21 protein-coding genes, 1 tRNA gene and 1 riboswitch are annotated in these 16,601 nt (G+C 69.6%); of the genes, 15 read left to right on the top strand and 7 right to left on the bottom strand.

What is annotated here, in order from left to right; genetic code table 11:
- Positions 1 to 61 precede the first annotated feature (61 nt).
- Positions 62 to 1,408 carry a nicotinate phosphoribosyltransferase gene (locus ACFYX4_RS05860; protein WP_389326348.1) on the bottom strand — a complete coding sequence of 449 codons (1,347 nt, stop codon included), beginning with the start codon at positions 1,406 to 1,408 and terminating at the stop codon, positions 62 to 64.
- Positions 1,409 to 1,545: 137 nt separating this feature from the next.
- Here ACFYX4_RS05860 and clpS point away from each other — a divergent pair, with 137 nt between their 5' ends.
- From clpS to ACFYX4_RS05825, 7 genes are all read left to right on the top strand, one after another.
- Positions 1,546 to 1,863 carry an ATP-dependent Clp protease adapter ClpS gene (clpS, locus tag ACFYX4_RS05855; protein WP_058925046.1) on the top strand — a complete coding sequence of 106 codons (318 nt, stop codon included), beginning with the start codon at positions 1,546 to 1,548 and terminating at the stop codon, positions 1,861 to 1,863.
- Positions 1,864 to 1,874: 11 nt separating this feature from the next.
- Positions 1,875 to 2,477, top strand: coding sequence for a DUF2017 domain-containing protein (locus tag ACFYX4_RS05850; RefSeq protein WP_389326345.1), 603 nt, complete (start codon positions 1,875 to 1,877; stop codon positions 2,475 to 2,477).
- Positions 2,478 to 2,841: 364 nt separating this feature from the next.
- Positions 2,842 to 4,278 carry an amino acid permease gene (locus ACFYX4_RS05845; protein ID WP_389326342.1) on the top strand — a complete coding sequence of 479 codons (1,437 nt, stop codon included), beginning with the start codon at positions 2,842 to 2,844 and terminating at the stop codon, positions 4,276 to 4,278.
- A gap of 133 nt (positions 4,279 to 4,411) precedes the next feature.
- Positions 4,412 to 4,834, top strand: a complete 423-nt coding sequence (locus ACFYX4_RS05840) for a Mov34/MPN/PAD-1 family protein (RefSeq protein WP_389326339.1) — start codon at positions 4,412 to 4,414, stop codon at positions 4,832 to 4,834.
- Positions 4,835 to 5,080: 246 nt separating this feature from the next.
- Positions 5,081 to 5,176 (top strand): putative leader peptide, encoded by a 96-nt coding sequence (locus ACFYX4_RS05835; protein ID WP_347400473.1) that lies wholly within the window; start codon positions 5,081 to 5,083, stop codon positions 5,174 to 5,176.
- A gap of 112 nt (positions 5,177 to 5,288) precedes the next feature.
- The gene (locus ACFYX4_RS05830; protein WP_389326335.1) at positions 5,289 to 5,567 is read left to right on the top strand and encodes a MoaD/ThiS family protein; all 279 of its coding nucleotides are present in this window, start codon (positions 5,289 to 5,291) and stop codon (positions 5,565 to 5,567) included.
- 17 nt (positions 5,568 to 5,584) lie between these two features.
- Positions 5,585 to 6,535 carry a PLP-dependent cysteine synthase family protein gene (locus ACFYX4_RS05825; protein WP_389326332.1) on the top strand — a complete coding sequence of 317 codons (951 nt, stop codon included), beginning with the start codon at positions 5,585 to 5,587 and terminating at the stop codon, positions 6,533 to 6,535.
- Positions 6,536 to 6,568: 33 nt separating this feature from the next.
- Here ACFYX4_RS05825 and ACFYX4_RS05820 read toward each other — a convergent pair whose 3' ends face one another.
- The gene (locus tag ACFYX4_RS05820) at positions 6,569 to 7,039 is read right to left on the bottom strand and encodes a type II toxin-antitoxin system PemK/MazF family toxin (protein ID WP_389326329.1); all 471 of its coding nucleotides are present in this window, start codon (positions 7,037 to 7,039) and stop codon (positions 6,569 to 6,571) included.
- Positions 7,040 to 7,290: 251 nt separating this feature from the next.
- Here ACFYX4_RS05820 and ACFYX4_RS05815 point away from each other — a divergent pair, with 251 nt between their 5' ends.
- Positions 7,291 to 8,043, top strand: coding sequence for an MBL fold metallo-hydrolase (locus ACFYX4_RS05815; protein WP_389326326.1), 753 nt, complete (start codon positions 7,291 to 7,293; stop codon positions 8,041 to 8,043).
- 125 nt (positions 8,044 to 8,168) lie between these two features.
- On the opposite strand, the gene ACFYX4_RS05810 is transcribed toward ACFYX4_RS05815, so the two are convergent.
- The gene (locus ACFYX4_RS05810) at positions 8,169 to 9,422 is read right to left on the bottom strand and encodes a PTS transporter subunit EIIC (protein WP_389326323.1); all 1,254 of its coding nucleotides are present in this window, start codon (positions 9,420 to 9,422) and stop codon (positions 8,169 to 8,171) included.
- A 170-nt stretch (positions 9,423 to 9,592) separates the two neighbouring features.
- Complete coding sequence (locus tag ACFYX4_RS05805) at positions 9,593 to 10,903, bottom strand: PTS transporter subunit EIIC (RefSeq protein ID WP_389326319.1); 1,311 nt, start codon at positions 10,901 to 10,903, stop codon at positions 9,593 to 9,595.
- 161 nt (positions 10,904 to 11,064) lie between these two features.
- Between ACFYX4_RS05805 and ACFYX4_RS05800 the strand changes: the two genes are divergently transcribed.
- From ACFYX4_RS05800 to rdgB, 4 genes are all read left to right on the top strand, one after another.
- Positions 11,065 to 11,298, top strand: coding sequence for a glucose PTS transporter subunit EIIB (locus ACFYX4_RS05800; RefSeq protein WP_147999538.1), 234 nt, complete (start codon positions 11,065 to 11,067; stop codon positions 11,296 to 11,298).
- 79 nt (positions 11,299 to 11,377) lie between these two features.
- Entirely contained in the window at positions 11,378 to 12,115 is a 738-nt protein-coding gene (gene rph / locus ACFYX4_RS05795) for a ribonuclease PH (protein ID WP_389326315.1), read from the top strand.
- A 160-nt stretch (positions 12,116 to 12,275) separates the two neighbouring features.
- Positions 12,276 to 12,680: a hypothetical protein gene (locus tag ACFYX4_RS05790; RefSeq protein WP_389326312.1), complete on the top strand. Its 405-nt coding sequence runs from the start codon at positions 12,276 to 12,278 to the stop codon at positions 12,678 to 12,680.
- A 142-nt stretch (positions 12,681 to 12,822) separates the two neighbouring features.
- A complete protein-coding gene (gene rdgB / locus ACFYX4_RS05785) occupies positions 12,823 to 13,425 on the top strand; it encodes an RdgB/HAM1 family non-canonical purine NTP pyrophosphatase (RefSeq protein ID WP_389326308.1) in 603 nt (200 codons plus the stop codon).
- 42 nt (positions 13,426 to 13,467) lie between these two features.
- On the opposite strand, the gene ACFYX4_RS05780 is transcribed toward rdgB, so the two are convergent.
- The 3 genes from ACFYX4_RS05780 to bcp all read right to left on the bottom strand — a co-directional run bounded on the left by ACFYX4_RS05780 (position 13,468) and on the right by bcp (position 15,233).
- Positions 13,468 to 13,553: transfer RNA gene (locus ACFYX4_RS05780), tRNA-Leu, on the bottom strand.
- 33 nt (positions 13,554 to 13,586) lie between these two features.
- Positions 13,587 to 14,597 carry an HNH endonuclease signature motif containing protein gene (locus ACFYX4_RS05775; RefSeq protein ID WP_389326305.1) on the bottom strand — a complete coding sequence of 337 codons (1,011 nt, stop codon included), beginning with the start codon at positions 14,595 to 14,597 and terminating at the stop codon, positions 13,587 to 13,589.
- A 168-nt stretch (positions 14,598 to 14,765) separates the two neighbouring features.
- On the bottom strand, positions 14,766 to 15,233 hold the full coding sequence (gene bcp, locus ACFYX4_RS05770; protein WP_389326303.1) for a thioredoxin-dependent thiol peroxidase: 468 nt from the start codon (positions 15,231 to 15,233) through the stop codon (positions 14,766 to 14,768).
- 100 nt (positions 15,234 to 15,333) lie between these two features.
- Here bcp and ACFYX4_RS05765 point away from each other — a divergent pair, with 100 nt between their 5' ends.
- The 3 genes from ACFYX4_RS05765 to sugE all read left to right on the top strand — a co-directional run bounded on the left by ACFYX4_RS05765 (position 15,334) and on the right by sugE (position 16,577).
- Positions 15,334 to 15,663, top strand: coding sequence for a DUF3618 domain-containing protein (locus ACFYX4_RS05765; protein WP_389326300.1), 330 nt, complete (start codon positions 15,334 to 15,336; stop codon positions 15,661 to 15,663).
- A 98-nt stretch (positions 15,664 to 15,761) separates the two neighbouring features.
- Positions 15,762 to 16,064, top strand: a complete 303-nt coding sequence (locus tag ACFYX4_RS05760) for a GroES family chaperonin (RefSeq protein ID WP_389326783.1) — start codon at positions 15,762 to 15,764, stop codon at positions 16,062 to 16,064.
- A gap of 83 nt (positions 16,065 to 16,147) precedes the next feature.
- Positions 16,148 to 16,220, top strand: a riboswitch (guanidine-III (ykkC-III) riboswitch).
- Between the two features lie 36 nt (positions 16,221 to 16,256).
- Positions 16,257 to 16,577 (top strand): quaternary ammonium compound efflux SMR transporter SugE, encoded by a 321-nt coding sequence (sugE, locus tag ACFYX4_RS05755; protein ID WP_389326297.1) that lies wholly within the window; start codon positions 16,257 to 16,259, stop codon positions 16,575 to 16,577.
- Positions 16,578 to 16,601: the final 24 nt, after the last annotated feature.

Genomic DNA, 16,601 nt, shown 5'->3' with positions numbered 1-16,601 from the left:
CGGGAGGGGGCGCGGACGGCCCGGCCGCGGTCCCCTGTGCTCCGGCGGCGGGCCATGCGCTCTAGCTACCCGACCGCTCCTGTACGTACTCCGTCGGAAGGACGGGTTCCCCTCGCGAGAGCTGGGTCGCGGACAGCGGGAGCCGGGAGCGGGCGGCCGTGTGGCGGTCGCGGACGACGTCCAGCGGCTCGCGGGCGACGACCTCGCCGCCCTTGACCAGTTCCACCAGCAGCTGCCGGTCGGCCAGCTCCGCGGGCACGGCCCCGGTGCCGACGACCTCCGCCTCCGCCACCCCGTGCGCGTCCAGCCGCCGCGCGGCCCACTTGCGGCCGCCGACGGAGGTCTTCCCGCCGGACGACTTCTTCGCCACCGGCACCAGCGGCGCCCCGGGGTCGGCGGACTCGGCGCGGGCGACCAGCTTGTAGACCATCGAGCAGGTGGGGTGCCCGGAGCCGGTCACCAGCTGGGTGCCGACGCCGTACGCGTCCACGGGGGCCGCGGCCAGCGAGGCGATCGCGTACTCGTCGAGGTCCGAGGTCACGATGATCCTCGTGCCGGTCGCGCCCAGCTCGTCCAGCTGCTGGCGCACCCGGTGCGCGACGAGCAGCAGGTCGCCGGAGTCGATGCGCACCGCGCCCAGCTCGGGCCCGGCGATCTCCACCGCGGTGCGGACGGCCTCGGCGACGTCGTAGGTGTCCACCAGCAGGGTGGTGCCCCGGCCCAGCGTGTCCACCTGGGCCCGGAAGGCGTCGCGCTCGGTGTCGTGCAGCAGGGTGAAGGCGTGCGCGCTGGTGCCCACGGTGGGGATGCCGTAGCGGAAGCCGGCGGCCAGGTCGGAGGTGGTGGCGAAGCCGCCGACGTAGGCGGCGCGGGAAGCGGCGACGGCGGCCAGCTCGTGGGTGCGGCGCGCGCCCATCTCGATCAGCGGGCGCTCCCCGGCGGCCGAGGCCATCCGGGAGGCGGCGGCCGCGATCGCGGAGTCGTGGTTGAGGATGGACAGGATCACGGTCTCCAGGAGCACGCACTCGGCGAAGGAGCCCTCGACCCGCATGATCGGCGAGCCCGGGAAGTACACCTCGCCCTCCGGGTAGCCCCAGACGTCACCCGAGAAGCGGTAGCCGCGGAGCCATTCGAGAGTCTCCTCGTCGACGATCTCCCGCTCCCGCAGGAAGCCGAGGACGTCCGCGTCGAAGCGGAAGTTCTCGACGGCGTCCAGGACACGCCCGGTGCCGGCGACCACTCCGTAGCGCCGCCCCTCCGGCAGCCGCCGGGTGAAGACCTCGAACACGCTGCGCCGCTCGGCGGTGCCCGCCTTCAGCGCGGCCCGCAGCATCGTCAACTCGTACTGGTCCGTGAAGAGCGCCGTCGAGGGAACGTCCACCGGCAACCCAAGGTCCGCTACATCCACGACAGCTCTCCTAGCTATGACTCTCCGGGTGTCCCCGGGGCGGCCGGGGGTCCGGGGGTTGTCCCCCGGCGTATGCAGCATGACGAAGATGGTACCCCCTTTTCGTCGGTGTGACGATTTCAGTGGGGCGTGGCAGCATGGGCCCTGTGACGTCACCCGCGCCCGTAGAGATCGAACGCACCGAGTCGGCGGAGGAGGTCTTCGCCGTCCCCGAGCCGGACGTCCCCTGGGTCACGATCGTCCACAACGACCCGGTCAACCTGATGAGCTACGTGACGTACGTCTTCCAGACGTACTTCGGCTACTCCAAGGACAAGGCCACCAAGCTCATGCTCGATGTCCACCACAAGGGCCGGGCGGTCGTCTCCAGCGGTACCCGCGAGGAGATGGAACGCGACGTGCAGGCGATGCACGGCTACGGTCTGTGGGCCACCCTCCAGCAGGACCGGAAGTAGTCACCTCACTGATGCCAGGACACTTCGAACCGCTCCCCGGCGGCGGCGCGGCCGTCGCCCTCGACGACGTCGAGATCTCCATCATCCGGTCGCTGGCCGTGCAGCTCCTGGAGTTGATCGGCCCCGGCCCCGCCGAGGACGCCCCCGACGACCCGCTCGCCGAGCTGTTCGCCGAGGGGCCGAGCGAGCCGCCCGCCGACCCGGTGCTCAAGCGGCTCTTCCCCGACGCCTACACCGACCCCGAGGCCACGCCCGGACCGCGCGAGGCGGAGGAACGGCAGGCGCACTCCGCCGAGTTCCGCCGCTTCACCGAGAACGACCTGCGGGCCGGCAAGCGCGAGAACGCCCTCGCGGTGGTGCGCTCGCTGGACGAGCTGGGGGCCGGGGGCGAGGGCGGGGCGGTGCTCGAACTGTCGACCGAGGCCTCCCGGCAGTGGCTCGGCGCGCTCAACGACCTGCGGCTGGCGATCGGCTCCCGGCTGGACATCGCCGACGAGGACGACACCGACCTCCTCTACCGGCTGCCGGACGAGGACCCGCGCAAGCCGATGGTGATGGCCTACCTGTGGCTGGGCGGGCTCCAGGAGACGCTGGTCGCCACGCTCATGCAGTGAGTTGTGGCGGTTTCGCCGCGAATGTGACCGTCCTGTGTTCGCTCAGCGGACGCTCAAATCCGGATAACGATCCCGTCACCGGCGCGGCCGACTGTGTCCCTTTTGTTCACTGTTTGACCGCTTCTTCTTGTGCGATGCGCCACAGCCGCCTCCCGTGATCAATGTTGCGGGCGTGATAAATCTTCACGACCGCCCGGCGAACACCACCCTTATGTTCCGCCGGGTGCGCCACCGAGCCGGTTGATCGCCGGCCAGGCACGAGCGGGCCCGCGAAGCCCGCTCAGCTCCATCAATCCGGGGGGATCGAAACCCGATCCGAGGCCGACGAGAGGCCCGGTTCGGCATGGAGAAAGGCGCACCACACATGACCTCCGCTCAGGTCGGCACGGACGACAAGGTCCCGCAGGGGGCCGAAGAGGGATACGAGCGCGGGCTCGGCAGCCGTCAGGTCCAGATGATCGCGATCGGCGGCGCCATCGGCGTCGGCCTGTTCCTGGGAGCCGGGGCGAACATCGCCAAGGCCGGTCCCAGCCTCATCTTCATGTACGCCCTCGCGGGCGTGATCATCTTCTTCATCATGCGGGCCCTCGGCGAGCTGCTGCTCTACCGCCCCGTCTCGGGCTCCTTCGCCGAGTACTCCCGTGAGTTCCTCGGCCCGTTCTTCGGCTACTTCACCGGCTGGACGTACTGGCTGATGTGGGTCGTCACCGGCATGGCCGAACTCACGGCCGCCGCGATCTACGTCCACTACTGGTTCCCGTCCATCCCCCAGTGGGTGACCGCGCTGGTCTTCCTGGTGGTCCTCTTCGGGGTGAACCTGATCTCCGTGAAGCTCTTCGGCGAGCTGGAGTTCTGGTTCTCGATGGTGAAGGTCACCGCCCTGATCGGCATGATCGTCATCGGTCTCGGCGTCCTCACCTTCGGCTTCAGCGCCGCCGGCGACACCGCCGCCGTCTCCAACCTGTGGGCCTTCGACGGCTTCTTCCCCAAGGGCGTCGGCTCGTCCCTGATGACCCTCCAGGGCGTCATGTTCGCCTACCTCGCCGTCGAGCTGGTCGGCGTCACCGCCGGCGAGTCGGAGGACCCGGAGAAGACGCTCCCCAAGGCCATCAACACCCTGCCCTGGCGCATCGCGCTGTTCTACGTCGGCGCGCTCACCGTCATCCTGTGCGTGGTGAAGTGGACCGAGTTCGAGGAGGGCGTCAGCCCGTTCGTCGCCGCCTTCGCGAAGATCGGCATCCCGGCCGCCGCCGGCATCGTCAACTTCGTGGTGCTGACCGCCGCGCTGTCCTCCTGCAACTCCGGCATGTACTCCACCGGACGCATGCTGCGCAACCTGGCCGAGAGCGGCGAGGCCCCGGCGGTCTTCAAGAAGCTGTCGTCGACCAAGACGCCCGCCTTCGGCATCCTCGTCTCCGTGCTCTTCATGGGCATCGGCGTGGTCCTGAACTACGTCGTCCCGGAGAAGGCCTTCGGCTACGTCATGTCCATCGCCACCGCGGCCGGCATCTGGACCTGGCTGATGATCCTGATCAGCCACGTCCTGTACCGCCGCGCGGTCGACGCGGGCCGGCTGCCGGCCTCGTCCTTCCCGGCGCCGGGCGGCGCGAAGTGCTCCTACGTCGCCATCGCGTTCCTCCTCTTCGTCACCGGCCTCATCGCCTTCGACGCCGACTCCCGCATCTGCCTCTACGTCATGGCCGGCTGGGCCGTCGCCCTCGGCATCGGCTGGGCCGTGCTGAAGGCCCGCAACCCCGAGGTCGCCCGACGTGGCGAGCAGGAGCTGGAGAAGGTGGGCTGACCACCGCCGAGGACGTCCGGCCGGAGGGAGCACTCGTGGCGCCCCCTCCGGCCGCCGCTCAGGACGTCCACCATGCGGGCCGCCCCGTACCGCCCCTCGGTACGGGGCGGCCCGTCTGCTTATCCTGACGAACATGCTGACCATCACCCAGGACCTCGTCGACAAGATCGTCGCGCACGCGCGCAAGGACCACCCCGACGAAGCGTGCGGCGTCGTCGCCGGCCCGGCCGGCACGGACCGTCCCGAGCGGTTCATCCCGATGCTCAACGCGGCCATGTCGCCCACGTTCTACGAGTTCGACTCCGGCGACCTGCTCAAGCTCTACCGGGACATGGACGACCGCGACGAGGAGCCGGTGGTCGTCTACCACTCCCACACCGCGACCGAGGCCTACCCCTCGCGCACCGACATCTCCTTGGCTAACGAGCCCGGCGCCCACTACGTCCTCGTCTCCACCGCCGACACCGACGGCGGCGGCGAGTTCCAGTTCCGCTCCTTCCGCATCGTCGAGGGCCGGGTGACCGAGGAGGAGATCAAGATCGTCGAGGCATACTGACGGGCGTATCGAGGTCCACCGTGTCCCGGGTGGTCGACGGCGAGCCGAGGACGTCGCCGTCGTCGGCTTCGACGACCTCGCCTTCATCGCCGCCACGACCGACCCGTCTGGTGCGCCGGCGATCGGCCTGAAACCCGGACGCCGCACGGGCCCTGTGACGAGGTCGGTCTCACTCGCCGGCCCGATTTCGTCCATCATGTGGGATCACCCTCCGGGAGCCGGACCGGGAATCGATACGATGAACCCATGGTTGTGAACGACGTGAGCGACAGGACGCCCGGAGCGCTGCTCGTGGCGCGGCTGCACGTCGACCTGTGCAGGCTCGCCAGCGCCATCTGTTGACGCAGGCCCTGCCGCCGTACGGCCCGTGAGCCGCGGCGCGACGCACCACCCCTGCCGTGCCGGCGCTGCCGCGCGCCCACCGACCCGACCACTCCCGACAGGAGCCCGCATCATGGCCATCGAGGTCCGCATCCCCACCATCCTCCGCCAGTACACCGACGGCCAGAAGGCGGTGGAGGGCAGCGGCGACACCCTCGCCGACCTGTTCGCCGACCTCGAGACCCGGCACTCGGGCATCCAGGCCCGCATCGTGGACGAGGGCCAGCTGCGCCGCTTCGTCAACGTGTACCTGAACGACGAGGACGTCCGTTTCGTCGACGGCATCAACACCAAGCTGACCGACGGCGACACCGTGACGATCCTGCCGGCCGTGGCCGGCGGCATGGCCTGACGGGTCGCTGACCGCTCATGCGCTACGACTCCCCGCTGGCCGCGGTGGGCAACACCCCTCTGGTGCGCCTGCCGCGGCTGTCGCCGTCCGCCGACGTCCGCATCTGGGCGAAGCTGGAGGACCGCAACCCCACCGGCTCGATCAAGGACCGCCCCGCCCTGCACATGATCGAGCAGGCGGAGAAGGACGGCCGCCTCACCCCCGGCTGCACCATCCTGGAGCCGACCAGCGGCAACACCGGCATCTCCCTCGCCATGGCGGCCAAGCTCAAGGGCTACCGCATGGTGTGCGTGATGCCGGAGAACACCTCGCAGGAACGCCGGGACCTGCTCGCCATGTGGGGCGCGGAGATCATCTCCTCCCCGGCCGCGGGCGGCTCCAACACCGCCGTGCGCGTCGCCAAGGAGATCGCCGCCGAGCACCCCGACTGGGTGATGCTCTACCAGTACGGCAACCCCGACAACGCGGGCGCCCACTACGCCACGACGGGCCCGGAGATCCTCGCCGACCTCCCCTCCGTCACCCACTTCGTCGCAGGCCTCGGCACCACCGGCACCCTCATGGGCGTCGGCCGCTACCTGCGCGAGCACAAGCCGGACGTCAGGATCGTCGCCGCCGAGCCGCGCTACGACGACCTGGTCTACGGCCTGCGCAACCTCGACGAGGGCTTCGTGCCCGAGCTGTACGACGCCTCCGTCCTCACCACCCGCTTCTCCGTCGGCTCCGCCGACGCCGTCACCCGCACCCGCGAGCTGCTCCAACAGGAGGGCATCTTCGCGGGCGTCTCCACCGGCGCCGCGCTGCACGCCGCGATCGGCGTCGGCAACAAGGCGCTCAAGGCCGGCGAGAACGCGGACATCGTGTTCGTCGTGGCCGACGGCGGCTGGAAGTACCTCTCCACCGGCGTCTACACGGCCGCGACGACGGAGGAAGCGATCGAGACGCTCCAGGGCCAGCTCTGGGCGTGAGCCTCACCAGGCGGACTGTGACCGATGTGCCGGCTAGCGCGTCAGATGACGGACCTGGTCCCACAGGACCGGGTCCACGACGCCGACCCGCCGCCTGAAGTCCGCCACCCGCACCTGCCGCAGCTCGTCCGTCTCCAGGAAGCTCGGCCTGCCCTGCGCGTCCCCGACCGCGCCCGGCGGCAGCGGGATCACCCCGGACCGCTCGTCGCGGAACCTGCTGGTGATCTTCGCGACGGTCACCCGGTCCCCGCGCACCACCAGCACCAGACACGGCCGGTCCTTCGCGCCCGGACCGTCCTCGAAGGGCACGTTCGCCCACCAGATCTCCGCCGGCTGCGGCCGGCCCGCCGCGCCCCGGCTCCGCGTCGGCCTGCCGGACGGCCGGCCCGGCGGCCGGGGCCTGCGCCCCGAGGGCCGCCGGCCGCGCCCCCACCCGTCGACGAGCGTGGCGACGAGCGCCAGCAGTACGACTGCCGCGAGCGCGAGCCACCAGGACGTGTCCATGAGGACGACGTTACCGGGGCGCGTACGGCAACGCGCGCCTTCCCGCGCGCCTCACGCGCCCCGCTTCCAGCCGAACCGGTGACAGCACAGGTGAGTTCGCCCACAACGGCCCCTGGCGGAGGAGCGACCGAGGGTTTTGCGCCTTACGCTCGACGGACCGCACGACCCCTGTCGCCACCCTCGCACGTCCTTTTCGTCCCCCGATCCTTCCCGGTATCTCTCGGTTTCCCGCCAGCGGAGGTTTCTGTTCCATGAAGCTCACCGTCGTCGGCTGCTCGGGGTCGTTCCCGTCCGCGGAATCGGCCTGCTCGAGCTACCTCGTCGAGGCCGACGGCTTCCGGCTGCTTCTCGACATGGGCAACGGCGCCCTGGGCGAGTTGCAGCGCCACTGCGGTCTCTACGACCTCGACGCGATCTTCCTGAGTCATCTGCACGCCGACCACTGCATCGACATGTGCGCGTACTTCGTGGCGCGCTACTACCGGCACGACGGCGGACGCTGCGACCCCATCCCGGTCTACGGACCGGAGGGCACCGAGCACCGCCTCACCACGGCCTACGCCGACACCCCCTCCGCCTCCTCCATGAGCGAGGTGTTCGACTTCCACACGGTGAAGCCCTCCACCTTCGACATCGGCCCCTTCACGGTCCACACCGAACGCGTGGCCCACCCGGTGGAGGCCTACGGCATCCGCGTCGAGCACGGCGGCAAGGCGCTGACCTACTCCGGCGACACGGGCGTCACCCCGGCGCTGGAGGAACTGGCCCGCGACGCCGACCTGTTCCTGTGCGAGGCCGCCTTCACGCACGGCAAGGAGGACATCCCCGACCTGCACCTCAACGGCCGCGAGGCGGGAGAGACGGCGACCCGGGCGGGTGCCCGCCGCCTGGTCCTCACCCACATCCCCCCGTGGACCGACCCCGAGGTCAACCTCGCCGACGCGCGCGAGGTCTTCGCCGGTCCGGTGGAACTGGCGGTGCCGCGGGTCTCGTACGAGGTCTAGGCACGCCGCGGGAACTGGTCCCGCCGTACGAGGTTCAGGCGTACGAGCGGGAAGAAGGCCCCCGGAGCGGTTCAGCTCCGGGGGCCTTCTCGTGCCGTGCTACCTGCCCTACGGGCGCGCGGGGTCTACGCCTTGGTGAGGTCCTCGACCTCTTCCTCGGGCTCGCGGCCCGGGGTGGGGAGGTTGAAGCGGATGATGGCGAAGCGGAAGACGAAGTAGTAGACGGCGGCGAACACCAGGCCGATGGGGATGATCATCCAGGGCTTGGTGGCCAGGTTCCAGTTCAGGGCGTAGTCGATGAAGCCGGCGGAGAAAGTGAAGCCGTGGTGGACGCCCAGGGCCCAGGTCACGGCCATGGACACGGCCGTCAGCACCGCGTGGATCGCGTAGAGCAGCGGCGCGATGAACATGAACGCGAACTCGATCGGTTCCGTGATGCCGGTGACGAAGGACGTCAGGGCCAGAGAGATCATCATGCCGCCCACGACCTTGCGGCGCTCGGGGCGGGCGCAATGGGTGATGGCGAGGGCGGCGGCCGGGAGGGCGAACATCATGATGGGGAAGAAGCCCGTCATGAACTGACCGGCGGTCGGGTCGCCGTGGAAGAAGCGCGGCAGGTCGCCGTGCCAGACGGCGCCGGACGCGTCCTTGAAGCTGCCGATCTCCTGCCAGGCCACCGTGTTGACGAACTGGTGCATGCCCACCGGGACGAGCGCGCGGTTGATGGCGCCGAAGACGGCCGCGCCGGTCGCGCCGAGGCCGGTCATCCACTCGCCGAAGCTGGTGATCACGTCCCCGATCGGTTCCCAGACCAGGCCGAAGAAGACGCCCACCGCGGTGCCGATGAAGGCCATCAGGATCGGGACCAGCCGGCGGCCGTTGAAGAAGCCCAGCCAGTCGGGGAGCTTGGTGCGGTGGAAGCGCTGCCAGGTGACCGCGGCTATCAGACCCATGATGATGCCGCCGAGCACCTTGGGATCGTTGTAGGTCGCGGCGACGTCCTTGCCGTTCTGGATCTTCTCCTCGGATATCGGGAACGCGGTCAGCACGTTCTTGTAGACGAGGAAGCCCACCAGCGCGGCGAGGGCGGTGGAGCCGTCGGCCTTCCTGGCGTACCCGATGGCGATGCCGACGCAGAACAGCAGCGGCAGGTTGGCGAAGACGGCGTCGCCGGCGGTCGCGAAGACCTTGGCGACCTGGTCCCAGCCGAGGCCGTCCTTGCCGAAGACGTCGTCCTGGCCGAGCCGCAGCAGGATGCCCGCCGCCGGCAGCACGGCGATGGGCAGCTGGAGGCTGCGGCCGACCTTCTGAAGGCCCTGCAAAAGACCGGATCCCCACTTCTTCGTGGGGGCCGCCGCTGGCGAGGTGGCGGTGCTCATAGACTTCCTCCATCGGGTGGTGGTCTACACCACTCAGTGGTGTAGACCTGTTGTAGCACGATGAAGGTGACATAAGGAACCCACGGTTCCCGTGTTCACGGGACTACCGTGGGCTACCGATTTCGGGGCCGCTTCCCGCGGCTCTCCCGGGCCGCTACTCGGCTGCTCGGCTACTTGGCGACGTCCTCGCGCTCCTCCTCCGCCTCTCTTCCCGGCGTCTTCAGGTCGAACCTGGTGATCGCGAAGCGGAAGAGGACGTAGTAGACGGCGGCGAAGCACAGACCGATCGGAACGATGAGCCACGGCTTCGTGGCGAGGTTCCAGTTGATGACGTAGTCGATGAGCCCGGCCGAGAAGCTGAATCCGTCGTGCACCCCGAGCCCCCACGTCACCGCCATCGACACACCCGTCAGCACCGCGTGGATCGCGTACAGCAGCGGCGCCACGAACAGGAACGAGTACTCGATCGGCTCCGTGATGCCGGTGACGAACGACGTCAGCGCCACCGACAGCATCAGACCGCCGACCTCCTTGCGGCGGTCGGGACGGGCGGTGTGCGTCATGGCGAGGGCCGCGGCCGGCAGAGCGAACATCATGATCGGGAAGAAGCCCGAGGTGAACTGGCCCGCGTCCGGGTCGCCCGCCAGGAACATGTTGATGTCACCGTGCACCACCGTCCCGTCCGGCTTGGTGTAGCTGCCGAACTGGAACCAGATGGGCACGTTCAGGAACTGGTGCAGCCCGATCACCAGCAACGCCCGGTTCGCGACGCCGAAGACGCCCGCGCCCCACGCGTCCAGACCGTCCAGCCAGTCGCTGAAGCTCTCCAGCCCGCCGCCGATCGGCGGCCAGATCCACAGGCACAGCGCCGCGAACGCGATGGCCACGAACGCCATGACGATCGGCACCAGCCGCCGCCCGTTGAAGAAGCCGAGCCAGTCCACCAGCCGCGTGCGATGGAACCGCTGCCAGAAATAGGCGGTCAGCAGGCCCATCACGATGCCGCCGAACACCCCCGGGTTCTGGTACGTGAACGCCACCACGGTGCCGTCGACCGTCGCCTGGCAGCCGATGCCCACCAACGCCTTCGAGCCCCCGGGACAGCCCTCGGGAAACTGCTTCAGCACCCCGTAGTAGACGAGGAAGCCCGCCACCGCCGCGAGCGCCGTCGAACCGTCCGCCTTCCTCGCCATGCCGATCGCCACGCCCACGCAGAACAGCAACGGCAGCCCCAACTGCCCGTCGAGCAGCGCCCCGCCCGCGCCCGCCATCACCTTGGAGACGTTCGTCCAGCCCAGCCCCTCGTCCCCGAACACATCAGGCTGGCCGAGTCGGTTGAGGATGCCGGCGGCCGGCAGCACCGCGATCGGAAGCTGGAGACTGCGGCCCATCTTCTGAAGCCCCTGGAACAGGTTGCTCCAGCGGGCGCGCGCGGGGCTCGCCGGCCTCCCGGCCGTGCTTCCGGCACTCTCGGCACTCATGGTTTGGCGACCGCCTGTCAGGTGGTGTAGACCAGCTACCGACGATTTCGTTACTGTGCCGCCATCCTTCGGCATCCACAGCGCGATCGCTCGCGAAGTTGGGCCGACTGTGGGTTACTGCCACACAACGCTTCGCACCAGGGAATTCAGGGAGACCGAACATGGCCAGCAAGGCTGAGAAGATCGTCGCCGGGCTCGGCGGCATCGACAACATCGAGGAGATCGAAGGCTGCATCACGCGCCTGCGCACCGAGGTCTCCGACCCCTCGCTGGTCGACGAGGCCGCCCTGAAGGCCGCCGGCGCCCACGGAGTCGTCAAGATGGGCACCGCCATCCAGGTCGTCATCGGCACGGACGCCGACCCGATCGCGGCCGAGATCGAAGACCTCATGTAGCCCCCGCGGTTCACCCCCGACGGGCCCCTTCCCACCCGCGGCAGGGGCCCCTCGCGTTCCTCCCGCTAGGCTCAGCGCCATGTCTCGAATCGACGGCCGCACGCCCGACCAGATCCGCCCGGTCACCATCGAACGCGGCTGGAGCAAGCACGCCGAGGGCTCCGTCCTCATCTCCTTCGGCGACACCAAGGTCTTCTGCACCGCCTCCGTCACCGAAGGAGTCCCGCGCTGGCGCAAGGGGAGCGGCGAGGGATGGGTCACCGCGGAGTACTCCATGCTGCCCCGCGCCACCAACAGCCGCGGCGACCGTGAGTCCGTCCGCGGCCGGATCGGCGGCCGCACCCACGAGATCTCCCGTCTCATCGGCCGCTCCCTGCGCGCCGTCATCGACTACAAGGCGCTCGGCGAGAACACCATCGTCCTCGACTGCGACGTCCTCCAGGCCGACGGCGGCACCCGCACCGCCGCCATCACCGGCGCGTACGTCGCGCTGGCCGACGCGGTCTCCTGGGCGCAGCGCAAGAAGCTGATCAAGGCCGGCCGGCAGCCCCTCACCGGTACCGTCTCCGCCGTCTCCGTCGGCATCGTCGGCGGGGTGCCGCTGCTCGACCTCTGCTACGAGGAGGACGTCCGCGCGGAGACCGACATGAACGTCGTCTGCACCGGCGACGGCCGCTTCGTCGAGGTCCAGGGCACCGCCGAGGCCGAGCCGTTCGCCCGCGAGGAGCTCAACTCCCTGCTGGACCTGGCCGTTTCGGGCTGCGCGGAACTCACTGTCCTTCAGCGCACGGCCCTTGATACCGTCCTGGAAAAGTAAAGGGCACACAAAAAGACACGCCAAGACGGGCGGCCGGTGCGGGCAACCGGGCCGGCCGCCCTCGCGTCACTAGGGGTACGGGTGTACGGTTCACCGCCGCGCGCCCGGCCAGTCAGTGCACGGGGGCCCTTGGGGGCTGAGCAAGGGGAGGACCATCACCATGGCCGAGAGCCGACGCCGTCGTCGCCGTATCGCCGTGACCGCCGCAGCCTTGGCGGCCTTCGGCCTCACGGCCGGACTCACCACCGGCTGCGACGCCGTCAACAAGGCGCTGGACTGCGTCCAGACCGCCGACGCCATCGCGGACAGCGTCACGGAACTCCAGCAGGCCGTGCAGAACGCGTCCGACGACCCGACCCAGCTCGAGAAGTCCCTCGACTCCATCGACCAGAACCTCACCAAGATCGGCGACACGACCGACAACACCGACGTCAGCAAGGCGGTCGACGACCTCACCACGGCCGTCGGCAACGTCCGCACGGCCGTCAAGAACGGCGACGAGACGCCCGACCTCAGCCCCGTCACCGACGCGGCGGGCGAACTGACGAAGGTCTGCACCCCGTAGCGGCGCCCCGGCGTGCGCGCCGGGCTCCCGGGGTGAACGCCGGGCCTCGCCGAGTGGTGAACGCCGGACCCCGCCCCGGGGCGGGTGCCGGGCCTCGCCCCGTGATGAACGCCGGGCGGCGGCCCCCGCGATACTGGGGGCCATGACCCGCCTGATCCTCGCCACCCGCAACGCCGGGAAGATCACCGAACTCCGGTCGATCCTCGCCGACGCAGGACTGCCCCACGACCTCGTCGGCGCGGAGGCCTACCCCGAGATCCCCGACGTCCGCGAGACCGGCGTCACCTTCGCCGAGAACGCCCTCCTCAAGGCGCACGCCCTGGCCCGGGCCACCGGACTGCCCGCCGTCGCCGACGACTCCGGCCTCTGCGTCGACGTCCTGGGCGGCGCCCCCGGCATCTTCTCGGCCCGCTGGTCCGGCCGCCACGGCGACGACAAGGCCAACCTGGACCTCCTGCTGGCCCAGCTCTCCGACATCGCCGAGGAACACCGCACCGCGCACTTCGCCTGCGCGGCGGCCCTGGCGCTGCCGGACGGCACGGAACGAGTGGTGGAAGGCCAGTTGACCGGCACCCTCCGCCACACCCCCACCGGCACGAACGGCTTCGGCTACGACCCGATCCTCGTACCCGAGGGCGAGTCACGAACCTGCGCCGAACTGTCGGCGGAGGAGAAGAACGCGATCAGCCACCGGGGGAAGGCGTTCAGGGCACTGGTACCGGTGGTGCGGGAGCTGTTGGGCTGAGGTATGCAAAGGGGCCGTCCATAGGACGGCCCCTCGTACATGTGCGGCCGGTGGGACTCGAACCCACACGGGTGTTAACCCACTGGGACCTAAACCCAGCATGACTGCCAAAATTCCATCACGGCCGCTCAAAAACGGTCATCGCGCTCGACCGACGGCACTCAGTGTACGGGGCTGTCGGGTCGTCCGGCGAGGGGCACTCCGCTCTTCCGACGACACCACGTTTCTGTCAGCGCATGGCAGTTGGGGCACAGGTACCGCAGGTTTTCTGGCCGGTTGTCCCGCCAGTTCCCGTTGATATGGTCGATCTGCAAGGTGATCGGCCGCCCGCGCCACTCACCGTTGTTGCCGCACTCCACGCATACGTACGGAACCCCGATCTCGGTCAGGGCTCGGTGAAGTCGGGTCCTGTCCGTCCGGCCGGCTTGCTCCGGGAGGACGACCAGCACTCGATGTGCAGTCTGTGGGGGTGCGGGGCGCTCCGGCCGCCCGCAGGATCGACGCTTGAAGTGGCTGGTGTCGAGATCGAGGCGGGCAGCGGCTCGCCGTACGCGCCGGTGATTGGTGTCGTTCACCTCCATGCCGAGACCGCGCATGACGTCGGCGTAGCTGGTGGAACTCCTTACCAGACTCCGTAGCTTGTCCTCGGGAATCGCTGCCCGCCGGTAGGAGAAGTGGCTGACGTCGATGTGCTGGGTTGCCAGCATGCGGCTGAGCGCCGCCCGCGACCGGCTGTCGTCGGGAACGCCCAGTACGCGTGCCACGCCACGCACGCTCGTGGCTTCGGCCGCGGCGGCCCGGAGTTCTTCGGGAGTGAAAGGCAGGTCCGGTTCGGGGCGATCGATGCCGGGGAAATGGCTGATGTCGATGCCCGCCGCGGCGATGCGGCGTCGGATGTGGGAGAGAGTTCCTGTTGCCGGAGCAGCACCCAGCTTCAAGGCCACTTCCCGGAGCGAGGACGACGCGGCGGCCGCTTCGGCGATGGCGGCGTCGGGATACTTGCGCCAGGGGCTGCGCTTGACGAAGTGGCTTGTGTCGAGCGCGTGGCGCGTCACGTGCTCCTGCAGTACGCGTCGTCGGCCGCCACTCGGTTCGAGGCCGAGCCGTCGCATGAGGTCAACCCAGTTGCGTGCCCCAGCGACCTCTCTCGCCAGCCGTTCCTTGCTGTACACGTCCGATCGCCCCAGTGCTGCCCGCGCGCTCATGCGCCCCCCTGTCCGGATGTCTGTTCGTGGCCCACACAGAACAACGAACCGCTTATCGGACAGTCACGCACGAAATGCGGAGCGGCCCGCTCCGGGGTGTCCGGTGCGGGCCGTTCGAGTGCGGGGGAGGGGGTTTCAGATGGCCAGGTCCTTGATGATCTTCGCCACGTGGCCGGTCGCTCGGACGTTGTACAGGGCCCGTTCGACCTTGCCCTCCTCGTCGACGACGATCGTGGAGCGGATCACGCCCTGGTACGTCTTGCCGTAGTTCTTCTTCTCGCCGAAGGCGGCGTACGCGTCGAGGACCTTCTTGTCGGGGTCGGCGAGGAGGGTGACCCGCAGGGATTCCTTGTCGCGGAACTTGCCCAGCTTCTCGGGGCTGTCCGGCGAGATGCCGATGACGTCGTACCCCGCGCCCGCCAGCAGGTCCAGGTTGTCGGTGAAGTCGCAGGCCTGCTTGGTGCAGCCCGGCGTCAGGGCGGCCGGGTAGAAGTAGACGATGACCTTGCGGCCCTTGTGGTCCGACAGGGACACCTCGTTGCCGTCGGCGTCGGGCAGGGTGAAGGCGGGGGCCACGTCGCCGGGCTGGAGTCGCTCGCTCATCGGACCAGCGTAACCGGGGGTCCTGACAGTGCGGCCGTGGACAGAGCTGACAGACTGTCCAGAACAAGTAGGAACGTCGGCTCACTTCGGAGGCCCCACCGTGGCGGACACGTCGGACACCAGAACCCCGGCGCAGATCGAGGCGGACATCAGGCGCCGCCGTGAAACCCTGGCCGAGACGCTCGACGAGATCGGGGTGCGGGTGCACCCGAAGACGATCGTCGGGGACGCCAAGGCCAAGGTCGTCGCCAACGTCGACCACACGCTCGGCAGGGCCTATGTGCAGGTCAACCGGGCCGTGAGCGATGTGCGGGCGCAGTTCGTGGACGAGGAGGGCGCGCCGCGTCTCGAGCGGGTCGTGCCCCTCGCCCTGGTCGTGGTCGGGGTGGTGGGGCTGCTGGCCCTGAGCACCCGCCGTCGCCGGGGCTGACCCGACGGCGTCCCCGTCCGTCCGAGGCAGGTAGGTTCGAAGGCGTGAGCGGTAACAGAAGCGAGCACAGCACTCAGCACGACAAGCTCCCCATCCGGATGCTGCACGACCGTGTCCTCGTCCGGCAGGACGCCGGCGAGGGCGAGCGCCGGTCCGGCGGCGGGATCCTGATCCCGGCGACGGCGGCGGTGGGCCGTCGGCTGGCCTGGGCCGAGGTCGTCGCGGTGGGGCAGAACGTGCGGACCGTGGAGCCGGGCGACCGGGTCCTGTTCGACCCGGAGGACCGGGCCGAGGTGGAGGTGCGGGGCATCGCGTACGTGCTGATGCGCGAGCGCGACCTGCACGCGGTGGCCGCGGACCGGTTCGAGGGGTCCGAGGACTCCACGGGCCTGTACCTCTGACACCTCTGACACCTCTGCGACCCCTGACACCTCTGACACGCAGGACAAGAAGGGGCTGGTGACCATGGTCACCAGCCCCTTCGGCTTTTCTTTGCTAGCTTGGAAGACGCCCGACGAGACGCGCCGTACCGGGATCGCAGGCAAAGACGACGCACCCCAGTGAAGAAGTCTCGTCTCTCGGAGGTGCCCACCGTGGCCTGGGTTCTGCTCGTCGTCGCCGGTCTGCTCGAGGTCGCCTGGTCGATCGGCATGAAGTACACCGACGGTTTCACCCGTCTCGTCCCCAGCCTGTTCACCGGCGCCGGCATCGTCGTCAGCATGCTGCTGCTGTCGTACGCCGCCCGTTCCCTGCCCATCGGCACCGCCTACGGCGTGTGGGTGGGAATCGGGGCGGCCGGCGCGGCGGTGTTCGGCATGGTGGTGCTGGGGGAGCCGGCCACCGCCGCCCGGATCTTCTTCGTGTGCCTGCTGCTGGTCGCCGTGGTGGGTCTCAAGGCGACCAGCGGTCACTGACGGACGCAGTGGTCACTGACAGGC

The sequence above is a fragment of the Streptomyces sp. NPDC002328 genome (assembly GCF_042890065.1).
Taxonomy (GTDB): domain Bacteria; phylum Actinomycetota; class Actinomycetes; order Streptomycetales; family Streptomycetaceae; genus Streptomyces.
The sequence above is the reverse complement of the archived record's forward strand: the minus strand, read 5'-3'. Positions and strand labels throughout refer to the sequence as shown.